At 45.9% G+C, this 13,687-nt stretch carries 11 protein-coding genes; 4 read left to right on the top strand and 7 right to left on the bottom strand.

The window, feature by feature from the left end; all coding sequences use genetic code 11:
• Positions 1 to 41 precede the first annotated feature (41 nt).
• Genes glgD through glgB form a run of 3 tightly spaced genes read right to left on the bottom strand, consistent with a single transcriptional unit; the run spans position 42 to position 4,279 of the window.
• Positions 42 to 1,154: a glucose-1-phosphate adenylyltransferase subunit GlgD gene (glgD, locus tag AC58P7_RS04880; RefSeq protein WP_497340389.1), complete on the bottom strand. Its 1,113-nt coding sequence runs from the start codon at positions 1,152 to 1,154 to the stop codon at positions 42 to 44.
• A gap of 6 nt (positions 1,155 to 1,160) precedes the next feature.
• Positions 1,161 to 2,309 carry a glucose-1-phosphate adenylyltransferase gene (locus tag AC58P7_RS04875; protein WP_497340387.1) on the bottom strand — a complete coding sequence of 383 codons (1,149 nt, stop codon included), beginning with the start codon at positions 2,307 to 2,309 and terminating at the stop codon, positions 1,161 to 1,163.
• Positions 2,252 to 4,279 carry a 1,4-alpha-glucan branching protein GlgB gene (gene glgB / locus AC58P7_RS04870; RefSeq protein ID WP_497340385.1) on the bottom strand — a complete coding sequence of 676 codons (2,028 nt, stop codon included), beginning with the start codon at positions 4,277 to 4,279 and terminating at the stop codon, positions 2,252 to 2,254. Before glgB ends, AC58P7_RS04875 begins: the two co-directional genes overlap by 58 nt.
• Positions 4,280 to 4,437: 158 nt before the next feature.
• Between glgB and AC58P7_RS04865 the strand changes: the two genes are divergently transcribed.
• The 3 genes from AC58P7_RS04865 to AC58P7_RS04855 all read left to right on the top strand — a co-directional run bounded on the left by AC58P7_RS04865 (position 4,438) and on the right by AC58P7_RS04855 (position 7,217).
• The gene (locus AC58P7_RS04865; protein ID WP_497340383.1) at positions 4,438 to 5,559 is read left to right on the top strand and encodes a peptidylprolyl isomerase; all 1,122 of its coding nucleotides are present in this window, start codon (positions 4,438 to 4,440) and stop codon (positions 5,557 to 5,559) included.
• Positions 5,560 to 5,633: 74 nt separating this feature from the next.
• Complete coding sequence (locus AC58P7_RS04860; protein ID WP_497340381.1) at positions 5,634 to 6,500, top strand: class I SAM-dependent methyltransferase; 867 nt, start codon at positions 5,634 to 5,636, stop codon at positions 6,498 to 6,500.
• Positions 6,501 to 6,503: 3 nt separating this feature from the next.
• The gene (locus tag AC58P7_RS04855; RefSeq protein WP_497340380.1) at positions 6,504 to 7,217 is read left to right on the top strand and encodes an RluA family pseudouridine synthase; all 714 of its coding nucleotides are present in this window, start codon (positions 6,504 to 6,506) and stop codon (positions 7,215 to 7,217) included.
• Between the two features lie 13 nt (positions 7,218 to 7,230).
• On the opposite strand, the gene AC58P7_RS04850 is transcribed toward AC58P7_RS04855, so the two are convergent.
• Complete coding sequence (locus tag AC58P7_RS04850; protein WP_497340907.1) at positions 7,231 to 7,635, bottom strand: MarR family winged helix-turn-helix transcriptional regulator; 405 nt, start codon at positions 7,633 to 7,635, stop codon at positions 7,231 to 7,233.
• Positions 7,636 to 7,966: 331 nt separating this feature from the next.
• Here AC58P7_RS04850 and AC58P7_RS04845 point away from each other — a divergent pair, with 331 nt between their 5' ends.
• Complete coding sequence (locus AC58P7_RS04845) at positions 7,967 to 8,134, top strand: hypothetical protein (RefSeq protein WP_497340378.1); 168 nt, start codon at positions 7,967 to 7,969, stop codon at positions 8,132 to 8,134.
• Here the strand turns inward: AC58P7_RS04845 and gyrA are convergent.
• From gyrA to AC58P7_RS04830, 3 genes are all read right to left on the bottom strand, one after another.
• On the bottom strand, positions 8,125 to 10,566 hold the full coding sequence (gyrA, locus tag AC58P7_RS04840) for a DNA gyrase subunit A (RefSeq protein WP_497340376.1): 2,442 nt from the start codon (positions 10,564 to 10,566) through the stop codon (positions 8,125 to 8,127). The genes AC58P7_RS04845 and gyrA overlap by 10 nt on opposite strands.
• Before the next feature lie 116 nt (positions 10,567 to 10,682).
• On the bottom strand, positions 10,683 to 12,656 hold the full coding sequence (parE, locus tag AC58P7_RS04835; protein WP_497340374.1) for a DNA topoisomerase IV subunit B: 1,974 nt from the start codon (positions 12,654 to 12,656) through the stop codon (positions 10,683 to 10,685).
• Between the two features lie 27 nt (positions 12,657 to 12,683).
• The gene (locus tag AC58P7_RS04830; protein WP_497340905.1) at positions 12,684 to 13,676 is read right to left on the bottom strand and encodes a DUF2705 family protein; all 993 of its coding nucleotides are present in this window, start codon (positions 13,674 to 13,676) and stop codon (positions 12,684 to 12,686) included.
• Positions 13,677 to 13,687 lie beyond the last annotated feature (11 nt).

The raw sequence follows: 13,687 nt of genomic DNA, 5'->3' as shown, positions 1-13,687 counted from the left end.
TCCAACTTCAATGAAACCTGATCTAATTTTCTAAATAATGCTTAGATCACTTTGGTTTTCGCTGCAATGAATGGTGCTTTATTATCACCCGTTAACACACGGCCGCGGCTAATGAAGACATCCTTATCCAGAATTGCATTCTCGATAATGACGTTCTCTTCGATCTCGCAGTTTTGCAGGATGATACTGTTTTTCACATAAGCACCTTTGCGGATCTTCACACCACGGAACAAAATGCTGTTCTCTACTTTCCCTTCGATCTGGCAGCCGTTTGCAATAAGCGCATTTTTGGCTGCGGCGGAATCCAAATATTTCGCAGGCGGCTCATCCTTAACCTTCGTATAGATCAGGTTGTTCTTCTGGAAGAACAATTCCCGCCAAATCACTGGATTCAGTAGTTGCATGCTGTGCTTGTAGTAGCCTTGGATGGAGTTCACAATGCCCAGATGACCTTCAAACTTATAGCCATATACACTGAGTTTATCAATGTTTTTCATAATGCCATCACGAACCAAATGATCGTGGCCTTGTGCTAGGCAGGACTCCACCATATCCAACAGTAGAGCCTTGCTCATAATATACATTTCCATGGAGATGTTGTTCGTACGCAATCTGCCTGTGTGATCTTCCATCAACGTGACTTGACCGGTATCTTTAACCGCTACGCGGCGGAATTTCCCATGAACCTCTTCATCCGTTTGTTTATATATTACGGTGATATCCGCTTGCATATCTTCGTGGTAACGCACGGCATCTTGCAAATCCAGATTGCACACCATGTGGCTGCGGGAAATAATAACGAACTCTTCTTTACCACGGTAGAAATAGTCACGGTGGCTGTAGAATTGATACAAATCACCGCGTGAGATCCCCGTCGGTTCGTCAAGCACGGACGGAAGAACGAAAAGTCCTCCACGTTTTCGGTCCAAATCCCACTCTTTTCCAGACCCAAGATGGTCCATGAGCGAGCGGTATTTGTGTTGTGTAAACACAGCCACGTTATCAATGCCTGAATTCACCATATTCGAGAGAGCAAAATCGATTAACCGATAACGACCTCCGAAAGGCACAGATGCCGGGCAGCGGAAATAAGTCAGTTCCTCCAAATCATCCGGTTCATTGACTAAATTAATGACTCCCATCACATGTTTCATCTGACATCATCCCTTCTGATTAGCGTAGCCTGTTACCCGTTCGTTACCACCGATAAGCACAATTTCACCATTTCCATCTACAACCGCACCATCTTCAACGACCGTATTTTCACCAATAATGGCTTTGATTATCGTTACGTTATTTCCAATTTTGGCATTTGGCATGATGACTGAATCCTTTATTTGGCTGCCTTCACCTACCTGAACACCGAAGAACAGAACAGAATGCTCGACATCTCCGAAAATCGCACAGCCCTCATTGACCAGGGATCGTTTGATATTGGCTGTCGGCGCTACATATTGTGCAGGCTGGTACGGATTCTGAGAATACACGCGCCAGTCTTTATCATTGAGGTTTAGTTCGTTGTTATCATCCAAAAGGTCCATATTGGCTTCCCATAGGCTGTCAATGGTACCGACGTCCTTCCAATAGCCTTGGAACGGATAAGCAAACATTCTCGCTTCATCCTTCAACATCATCGGAATGATGTCTTTACCGAAATCTTTACTGGATTCAGAATTCGCTTCATCTTCGAGCAAATATGATTTCAATACTTTCCAGTTAAAAATGTAAATCCCCATGGAAGCCAAGTTGGAGTTCGCTTCTTTCGGCTTTTCAGCGAATTCCGTAATCTCCTGCTTCTCATTCACACTCATGATGCCGAAACGGCTCGTTTCTTCCCATTTCACTTCGATAACTGCGATCGTTGCGTCCGCTTTTTTCTCTTTGTGATAGGAAAGCATGAGATCGTAATCCATTTTATAAATATGGTCACCCGAGATGACCAAGACGTATTCCGGATCATACTGCTCGATAAAACCAATATTGCGATAGATCGCATTCGCTGTACCTTTGTACCAATCGCCGCCTTTTTGTTCCATGAACGGTGGCAGCACCGTTACACCGCCATACTTGCGGTCAAGATCCCAAGAGCTTCCAATACCGATGTACGTATTAAGCACGAGTGGTTGATATTGGGTAAGAACACCCACCGTATCAATCCCTGAATTCGTACAATTGCTGAGAGTAAAATCAATGATGCGATATTTGCCGCCAAAGTGTACAGCAGGCTTAGCTAAATTGTTCGTCAGTACGCCTAATCTTCGCCCTTCTCCTCCAGCAAGGAGCATGGCAACACATTCTTTACTGCGCATATTTGATTTCCCCCTTCAACTTCATCAACCTCTGATTGGAATTCACTCACACACTTGATATAGACAGCCGCAAGCGGCGGAATACATAGAGATAAGCTATAAGCTTGGCCGTGCATGGAAATTACTCTACTTCTGATTGACAGCGAATTCCCTTGTCCGGATCCACCAAACTCAGTGGCATCGCTGTTGAAAACAACTTCGTATTCACCTAATTTCGGAACGCCGATCCGATAATCCGGATGAACAACAGGAGTAAAATTACACACCAGAATGAGTTCATCCTCCGGCAAGTTCCCTTTTCGCATATAAGTAACAACACTTTGGCTCTCGTCATGGGGATTAATCCATGCAAAACCTTCTGGATCATGATCCCGTTGCCAAAGAGCCGGTTCTTTTAAATAAAACTGATTGAGTGCTTTCACATAGTGGTGCATCTGAACATGCTTCTCATAACCATCTAATAGAAACCAGTCCAGCTCCTCAAGGTCCTTCCATTCGTCGAATTGACCAAATTCACTTCCCATGAAAAGCAGCTTTTTGCCAGGATGCCCCGACATATAGCCATACAACACCCGCAGGTTGGCAAATTTCTGCCAATAGTCTCCTGGCATTTTATGAAGGAGAGAACGTTTACCGTGCACAACCTCGTCATGCGAAAGAGGAAGTACATAATTTTCGCTCCAAGCATACATGAACGAGAACGTAATCAGCTTGTGATTGTACCTGCGGTGGATGGGATCCAGCTTCATATACTTCAGCATATCGTTCATCCAGCCCATATTCCACTTGTAGTTAAACCCAAGTCCACCTTCGTGGACCGGAGCTGTTACCAGCGGCCAATCGGTGGAGTCCTCCGCCATCATCAGCGCATCCGGGAAGTAGGAGAAAACGACTTGATTCAGCTTGCGAATAAAAGCAACCGCTTCGAGGTTTTCATCTCCCCCATGCTGATTTCGAAGGGGCTCTTCATCCCATCTGCCGAAATTGAGATGCAGCATGGAAGCTACAGCATCCACTCTTATACCATCCATATGATACATGTCCATCCAAAATACGGCATTCGAAATTAAAAAGCTCTGTACCTCCGGTCTGCCAAAATCGAAGGTTAGCGTCCCCCACTCCAGCTTTTCCGCTTTACGAGGGTCTTCGTACTCATATAATGGCTTACCATCAAATTGCCGGAGTCCATGACTGTCCTTACAGAAATGACCAGGGACCCAATCCATGATGACACCGATCCCCATCTGATGACAGCGATCCACGAATCGCATGAAATCCTTCGGCTCACCATGACGGCTTGTTACCGAGTAGTAACCTGTGGCTTGGTAACCCCATGATCGGTCAAATGGGTGCTCTGCCAGCGGCATGACCTCGATATGGGTATAACCCATTGCTACAGCATAATCTACGAGTTCGTTGGTTAATTGTTCATACGTGTACAGTTCTTCACTCAGCCGGTCTTTTTTACGCCAAGTGCCTAAGTGCACTTCGTAAATCGAGAGTGGCTTATTATACGCGGGTGTTTCTTTCTTCTTCGCCTGCCATGCCTGATCCTGCCAAACATATCCTCCCAAATCCACAACACGCGAAGCGGTACCGGGTCGCAATTCGGAATAGAAGGCATAGGGATCTGCTTTTAACAAAATTTGCCCAGTTTGGCTATGAATTTCGAACTTGTAATAATCGCCTTCACCGGCTTCCGGAATGAAGATCATCCAGAGACCTAACGAACTAACCTTCTGCATGAGGTGTTCGCCGGATTGCCAATCATTGAAATCTCCCAGTACATAAACGTTTCTTGCGTGCGGTGCCCATACGGCGAATCGAACGCCTTCATGCCCTTTTTCTTTGCTAACATGTGCCCCTAAGATACGATAACTGTGGAAAAGGGATCCTTCATGAAGCAGAAACAAATCCTCGGAGCTGGGTATACCAACATTTGCTCCCACATTATCCCCCCTATTCGACATGTCTTTCTTCTAAGATGCGTGTTGCAATTCGTCTCTACCTCTACAAATACAACAAACAGGTAATGAATTCCTTCAATTCCTACCTAATAAAAAAAGGAAATATCTTAACCTTCGGTGAATTATTGGAATGACAAGATATGAAAGGTGGATCAATCATAGTGAAAGATAAAGTAAAAGGACTTATTGTAGGATTAACCATTGGTTCTGTTTTAAGTGGAACGGTAGCTTTTGCAGCTGGCAGTCAAATTGAAGTCGCTTTCCGTAATCTGACGTATATGTTTGATGGTGTCGAGAAAGCGCCTGTCGAAGGCAAAGGCTTTATTTATGAAGGGAATACGTATGTACCTTTGCGTTTCATGACCGATGCCCTTGGCAAGAAAGTAGAGTGGGATGAAGCAACGAGCACAGTTTGGATCGGAAATAATCCCACTCATGTGGTTGCCACTTATAAAAGCGGAGCTGTGACGAAGGGTGAATTTGACGCTTTCTTTAACCTCAAAGCATTGTTCAACAGTGCACACGCATCTTCCAAAGATAACGTGGACTATCAGACGGGTATCCTAAAAGAATTAGTAACAAACCGTATTCTCTATAGCCGCGCTTCTGAAGCTGATCAAGAAGCTGCTAAGAAAAGTGCCGCTGCACAGGTTGCTGTTTGGAAGCAACAATTCGGCGAAGATAAATTTAAATCCGACCTGAAAAATGTCAATGCAACGGAAGCTGATATTCAGTACTATCTCGTTGGGAGCATGACGGCAAATAATTACATTAAATCCAGTATTACAGATGCACAGCTGAAGGCACAATATGATGCCGCGCTTGCCGCAAATAAAGATGCGTATACGATTGCATCTGTGCGTCATATTTTGATTGGATTAACAGATCCTGAAGGTAAAGCCATTCGCACGAAGGAAGAAGCGCTAGTCATCGCTAAGGATGTTCAGCTCAAGCTGAAAAATGGCGGAGACTTCGCTGCACTTGCGAAGCAATATTCCGATGATCCAGGTTCGAAGGATGCTGGCGGCCTCTACGCAGATGCAGATGTAAGCCAGTGGGTCGAAGGCTTCAAAAATGCGGCCATCTCCCAAACGGTGGGAACTGTCGGTGACCCTGTTGAGACCCAGTATGGCTATCACCTGATCAAAGTGGAATCCCGTTCCGTTAAACCTCTCGATGCGGTGAAAGATTCGCTTCGTGCTTCACTTGAACAAGGACAATACCAACAATTTACTGAAAAAGAACTGCCTAGTTTGATTGAAAAGATCGATTTAGGTCAATAAATGGTGTACAATGGATGTTTAGTCAAGCGAAACATAGACTTTCTTATATTTCAAGTTGAAGGATGGATTACAGCATGTTTTATGCAAAAGATTGGGTCGATTATGAGCTTCTCGATACAGGCGGCGGCGAAAAGCTAGAGCGCTGGGGTACGATTGTACTTCGCAGACCCGACCCACAAATTATTTGGCCCCTACAAAAAGAAACACCGGCTTGGCGTCAAGCTGATGCTCACTATCACCGCAGCTCCAGCGGTGGCGGTCAATGGCAGCAAAACGCAGAACTCCCTGAGCGTTGGACGATCACGTATGATCAGAAGCTGACGTTCTATATCAAGCCAACCAGTTTCAAGCATACCGGTCTGTTCCCTGAACAAGCGGTAAACTGGAAATGGATGATGGACAAGATTAAGGGAGCTGGCCGCCCGATTAAGGTTCTTAATCTTTTCGCTTACACTGGCGGTGCTACACTAGCGTGTGCACATGCGGGCGCTGAAGTGTGCCACGTGGATGCTTCTAAAGGGGTTGTTCAATGGGCGAAGGAGAATCTGCACTTGAGTGGCATGGGTTCCAGACCTGTTCGATTCATTACAGATGATGTTTTCAAATTCGTTCAAAGAGAACAACGCCGCGGCAGCAAGTACGATGCGATTATTATGGATCCACCGTCCTACGGACGTGGACCAAACGGTGAAACGTGGAAATTGGAGGATGACCTCTTCCCTTTCATTCAGACTTGCCAATCCATTTTGACGGACAACCCGTTGTTCCTGTTGATCAATTCCTATACAACCGGAATCTCGGCTACCGTGCTTCAGAACATTTTGACGATGGCGATGAAAGCCAAGCATGGCGGCACGATCTCCAGTGGTGAAATCGGCCTTCCGATCACGCATTCCGGTCTCATGCTCCCTTGCGGTATTCTGGGACGCTGGGAGGCGTAAGCGGTGGCAGGATTCAAGGATGATTACGGAGCATCTCAAATACCGATTCTCTTCGAAGACAACCACATTCTCGTGGTTGAGAAGCCTGTCAACATGCCGACACAAGAAGATGAGTCACGTGATCTCGACTTGCTCAACGCCTTGAAGGCCGATCTTAAGGAGCGTTATAACAAGCCCGGTAATGTCTACCTAGGGCTTGTCCATCGCTTAGATCGTCCCGTTGGCGGCGTCATGGTCTTCGCCAAAACGTCAAAAGCCGCATCCCGACTCTCGGACGCGGTAAGAACAAGGCTGCTCGACAAGACGTACGTCGCTGTCGTGCACGGCAAACCTTTACAGTCGGCCGCTACGCTGCGCCACTGGCTGTGGAAGGATACGCGGACGAATACCGTCAGCGTGGTCAAGGCAGGCCAGCCAGACGCCAAAGAGGCGGTGCTGGACTACAAGCTGCTCGGCAGCCAAGACGGTCTCAGCTTGATCCAGATCAAGCTGCACACCGGGCGGCCGCATCAGATCCGCGTGCAGCTGGCTGCCATTGGCTGCACACTGTACGGGGACCAGCGCTATGGCAGCGCTGTGAACAAACCTGGCCAACAGCTCGCGCTGTGGGCGACGGCACTTGCCTTTGAGCATCCTGTACTCAAAGAGGCGATGCACTTCCGATCGATGCCGCCGCTTACGCGGCCATGGAACGAATTTACCATCCCCGAGCTTTGAGAGATGAAGCCTTTTAATTCGCAACCTTGCCCAATAAATAAATAAGCAATTTCTGATTATGAGCGGAAACGCGATTCAGGTACGAATCCAACAGTTCTTCACGGATTCCACGACCTCTCTCGTATTCCGCTTTTCCTTTGTCCGTAACGTGGATCCAGACGATTCGGCGATCCTTCTCATCTCGCACACGTGTGATCAACTCCGCTTTTTCCATCCGGTCTAATAAGGTTGTTACGGCCGCAGGTGTCGTGGATAAATATTCGATTAAATCTGAAGGCTTCATACGTTCATGGACCTGGAGCAGTTCAAGCACATTCAACTGTCCTTCCGTTATCGTAGGGGCTAAGCCTACCTCCATCTGATTTTTCAATTCCTTCGATAATTTTAGCCATAGCTTTCCGAATTCATCGGAATACATCCTCATCAACTCGCTTCCATTTTCACCTATTTACTGCAAGTATAGCACGCCCATTCCCTAGTTTAAAGATTAATGCCATTAATATTTTCTTACAAAAATTGCAAGTTAGATGGACATGCTGTGGATTGCTGATAGCTCTTGTCGAGCCCTCTCAAAGTTTGTCATCTCCTGTGTGGATTGCCAAGCAAATCGACTTCTTTTAACATCTCGCCCATTCCGAACATATACTGATCGAAGTGGTAATGCACCCTCGTAACCATCAACAAGTCCCATTTATCTGATAGAAGCTTGATCTGCGAGGATATTAACATACTTTCAAGGAGTGATTTGAATGGAAGCTTGGAAAATGGAGCTAGGCCAGAAAGCGTTAGAAGCCGGCATACTGAAAGACCCACAGTGGCTGGATCGATTAGACGAACCAATGCCGCTGTGGGTCTTATTAGAGTTAGCTTTTTTATTGATTGAAAAATTGGATCCCCCAACGATTAGTTACGATTGAGGAAAGCGCAAAATCTCAACGATTGATTCTGTTTTACTCACTGGAATGAGTGACTTGCCTTGGGCTTTGCGGTCTTCTAACGGGGCTGTTTCCGTTGAGAAGCGCAGCTTCTCACCATTACTCATTACAGCGGTAATCAGGTAATCCATTTTCACAATAAATGTCCGGATTAAGGCTGAACCGTTAGGTCTGACACGCTTACCTTCCTTGAACTCGAAGGTAATGATCCCCTTCCCGCCGCGCCCTTGAATTGGATAATCCACAACGAGAGATCGCTTCGCATACCCGAGGTCCGAGATGACCAGTACTTCCCCTTCATCCCCATAAATCCACTCGGCTGAGACGACTTCATCGTCTTCTTTGAGCTGGATGCCGCGTACACCCGCGGCCGCACGGCCCATCGGGTTTACTTCCTCTTCACGGAATCGAATACTCATGCCATGCTTCGTAACAAGCAGAATTTCCTTCGTGTTGTCACTCATATGAACATACAGCACTTCATCCTGTTCTCCAAGCTTACATGCGACAATTGCATTAGAACGGTTCGTCATGTACTCTTTGAGCTCCGTACGTTTGACCTGCCCTTTACGTGTAACAAACACGAGTGACTTCGTTGGATCATCAAAGCCTTTCACAGGAATCACATTGACAATGCGATCTTCCTTGGCGATGGGGATAACATTCACAATGGCAGTACCGTTCTCTTTCCACTTGTACTCCGGCACTTGATGGACAGGCAATAAGTAATATTGCCCCTTCTTCGTGAAGATCAGCAAGCTTTCAATCGTGTTGACATCGAGCAAGAAGCGAAGGTAATCGCCTTCCTTCATGCCTGTATTGTCAAGCTCCCCGCCGGAACGCGTGTAGGAAAGCTTGCTTGTCCGTTTCAAGTATCCTTCGTTGGATAACGTGACGAGCACATCTTCTGCGTTCACAAGCACTTCAAGATTAACTTTCAGTTCTTCAACTTCACCTTGAATCTCTGAACGGCGGTCGATCCCGTATTTCTTACGGATTTCGCCCATCTCATCTTTAATGACGCCTAAGAGCTTCTTCAAGCTGCCGAGAATCCCGCGTAAATACGCAATTGTTTTCTCAACATCTTTTAATTCCTTCTCCAGCGTTGTAATTTCCAAATTCGTTAAACGGTATAATTGCAGGACGAGAATGGCATCAGCTTGTCGTTCCGAAAAATGAAACTTCTCTACGAGATTATTTTGTGCGTCCTGACGGTTTTTCGATGCTTTAATCGTGGCAATGACTTCATCTAAAATATTCAGCGCTTTGACGAGCCCTTCGAGGACATGTGCACGATCTTCGGCTTTCTCCAGCTCATACTGCGAACGGAACGTCACAACCTCTTTCTGATGTTCAATATAAGCTTCCAGAATCTCGCGAATACCGAGCTGACGAGGCGCTTTATTCACAATCGCAACCATGTTGAAGTTATACGTGACTTGCAAATCCGTTTTCTTCAGCAAATAAGCTAAAATCCCTTGTGCATCCGCTTCCTTCTTGAGCTCGATCACGATACGCAGCCCATTCCGTCCGCTTTCATCGCGTACTTCAGCGATACCCTCGATTTTTTTCTCCAGACGGATGTTTTCCATCGCTGTCACTAAGCGAGATTTCACGACTTGATAAGGAATTTCCGTAATAACTATTTGCTGTCTTCCACCGCGCATCTCTTCGATTGCGGTCTTGGAACGGATGTAAATACGTCCTTTGCCAGTCCGGTAAGCGTCACGAATCCCCTCTTCGCCCATGATGATGCCTGAAGTAGGGAAATCCGGTCCTTTCACAATCGCCATTAATTCGTCGACAGTTATTTCTGGTTTATCGATCATCGCTGTACAAGCGTCAATAATTTCACGTAAATTATGAGGCGGAATTTCCGTAGCGAAGCCCGCAGAGATCCCGCTAACGCCGTTAACGAGCAAATTCGGATAACGCGCAGGCAAAACAACCGGTTCTTTGGTTGAATTATCAAAGTTATCTTTGAACATAACCGTGCGCTTCTCAATATCGCGGAGCAATTCCATGGCAATTTCAGATAAGCGTGCTTCTGTGTAACGCATAGCTGCCGGTGGATCATCGTCTAACGAGCCCCAGTTCCCATGACCATCTACAAGGGTATGCCCCATTTTCCACGGCTGCGCCATACGGACCATCCCGTCATAAATAGACGCGTCACCGTGAGGATGATAATTACCCATAACATCCCCAACGGTTTTCGCGGATTTCCGATAAGGCTTATCCGGTGTGTTGCCTGAGTCGTACATCGCGTACAGCACACGACGTTGGACTGGTTTCAAACCGTCCCTCACATCGGGGATCGCGCGATCCTGAATAATATATTTGGAATACCGACCGAAGCGATCACCAACGATCTCTTCCAGAAAGGCGGGTAAAAATTCTTCTAAAATGCTCAACTTCTCGTCACCACTCTTTTTGGAAATATCAGATTAATATGTTTCACAACATATTTCGGCTATATTTTTGGATAAACGTAACCGTCCTAAGAGGACGGTGATGTCGTTTATTTTATCTACTCAACATATTCGGTAAAATCAACGTTCTCGATAATCCATCGCTTGCGAGGATCTACCTTGTCACCCATCAATGTTGTCACTCGTCGTTCTGCTTTGGCAGCATCTTCAATCTGTACTTGAAGCAGCGTTCGACTTTCTGGATTCATGGTCGTCTCCCACAGCTGATCTGGATTCATCTCGCCTAATCCTTTATATCGCTGGAGCTCGGTATTTTTGCCGAGTTCTTTAACCACAACTTGCAGCTGATCATCCGTCCAAGCGTATTTATGACCACCATTTTTACCTTTTCTCGTCACTTTATACAGCGGAGGCTGTGCAATATACACTTTGCCGGCGTCAATCAAAGGCTTCATGTAGCGGTAGAAGAAGGTTAACAGAAGGACCTGGATATGCGCCCCGTCCGTATCGGCATCCGTCATCAGAATAATCTTGCCGTAATTCGTCTCTTCAGCTTCGAACTCAGAGCCCACGCCTGCACCAATGGCAGCGATGATGGCTTTATACTCTTCATTTTTCAAAATATCCAACAGCTTGGCTTTCTCAGGATTCATCGGCTTGCCTTTGAGCGGTAAAATCGCTTGATGCTTCGAATCACGACCTTGCTTCGCTGACCCTCCAGCGGAATCACCTTCCACGATGAAAAGCTCATTCCGTTGCAAATCCTTGGATTGTGCAGGTGTTAATTTGCCATTCAGGTTCGAGCTCTCGCTCTTCCCTTTCTTGCCGCTGCGGATCTCTTCACGAGCTTTACGAGCTGCTTCTCTTGCTCTTGATGCTTGTACAGCCTTTTTCAGCATCATTTGCGCGATTTGCGGATTTTCTTCAAGGAAAACCGTCATTTTATCGGACACAACAGCGTCCACAGCACTACGTGCAATAGCACTTCCCAATTGGTCCTTGGTTTGGCCGACGAATTCGACATCGCCCATCTTGATGTTGATAACAACCATCATACCTTCTCGGAGATCCGTACCGTCGAGGTTTTTATCCTTTTCCTTGAGAATGCCCCCTTTACGGGCATATTCATTCATCACACGCGTATAAGCTGTTTTGAAACCTGTTTCATGCGTTCCCCCGCCGCGGGTAGGAATCGAGTTTACGAAGGAAGCAATCGTCTCTGTATAGCCATCATTGTATTGCAACGCCACTTCAACTTCAATTTCATCCTTCTCGGAGGCAAAATGAATGACAGGATGCAGCACAGTTTTCTCTTCATTCAGGAAAGCAACAAACTGGCTTGCTCCACCTTCGTACTGGAACGAATCGACTTTATCCGTACGCTCATCTTTTAGGTTAACTTGAAGACCTGAATTGAGGAAAGCAATTTCTTGCAAGCGTTCAGCCAGCGTATCGTAATTGATCGTTGTACCGCCTTGGAAGACTCGTTTATCAGGCTTAAATGTTACTTTGGTTCCTGTGCGGTTGGTATTCCCGATAATCTCAAGCCCTGTGACCGGCTCACCGACATGCTCAATGCCTTTATCATCGATCCAATATTCAAAACGCATTTTATGTACTTTGCCATCGCGGTTAATCTCAACTTCTAACCACTCTGAAAGGGCGTTAGTTACAGAAGCACCAACACCGTGCAAACCACCCGATTTTTTATAACCTGAACCACCGAATTTACCTCCGGCATGGAGGATCGTAAAGACAACTTGTGGCGTAGGAACACCAGTCTTATGCATACCTGTAGGAATACCGCGGCCATTATCCTGGACAGTAACCGATTGATCTTTATGTATCGTGACATTAATTTTGGAACAATGCTTCGCCAGGTGCTCATCGACTGCATTATCTACGATTTCCCAGATCAGATGATGAAGACCTGATGAGCTGGTGCTGCCGATATACATCCCTGGTCTTTTACGAACGGCAACAAGCCCTTCCAGAACTTGAATATCATCCGCTTCATAATCCGTTGTGGGTGTTGGGGCATTCCCTTTCGCAAATTCTAGCTGCTCAGCCATTGGAGCCCTCCTTTATCTCTTTAATCACTAATTTAGAATATCTTTGCGCGAAAATACCGTAAACGATACGATTAACGCCGCCAACGTCCAAACACTTAAAACGCTAAGCGAGAACGCTAAATCCATACCTTCAATGGGCGGTATACCTCCAGTCAAATACTTTGTTAGGTCCAAATTGACCATAAACAAGTATTTAGCCGTTTCCCATGATGAAACCATATTCGAAAGAATGGTCCCTGATATTAATACGGCAAGCATGACCCCCATACCTGCTGCGGTAGATCGAATTAGTACAGAAAGCATAAGCGACATGATCGCTACGACGATTGCTGTGAACCATACTAAGCCGAACTCCATCAAGAGGAAGAACCATTGATCCACGGCCCGTACACGACTAAAATCGACATCCGCCCCGGTCAACTGAATGCCTGTAAATACCGGCATGCTCCATCCGTTATAGCCGAAAACAACACCTGAAATCCCATAACAAATCAATCCTGTTGCCAATACCGTGAGTGAAGTAAAGAAGATGACAGTTATTAATTTACTCAATAGGATTTTCCAACGCCTGACCGGTCTTGTCAACAATAATTTAATAGTCCCCGTAGAATGCTCAGATGATACGATATCTGCTGAAATGACCATGATAATCAACGGAATGAATAAACCTACGGCATTTTTAACAAATTCACGCGTAAATGTAACCGCATTCGGGGAGCTTGGATTCACATCTTTTTCAAGATAGTAGTTGGCTATTTGAATTTGAACGCGAAGCTGCTGCTTCCACTCATCTGGTGTTCTAGCTGAGCTGAGGCGTTTTTCCCAGTCAGTTATTTTTTGCCGCTGATCTGCCTTCCAATCCGATGTTCCAAATTGCTTCTGTGTATGTTGAGCAACTCGCATTTGAGCATAAGTGAACATGGGAATTAAAGCAAGAAGAATAAGTAAGATGACGTAAAAACGCTTTTTCTTAATCATTTTGATCATTTCATTTTTAACTAGCGCGTATAGACCTGTCAATTCATTCACCT

The organism is Paenibacillus sp. J22FR5 (assembly GCF_059691975.1).
This window is presented reverse-complemented; position numbering and strand designations above follow the sequence as displayed.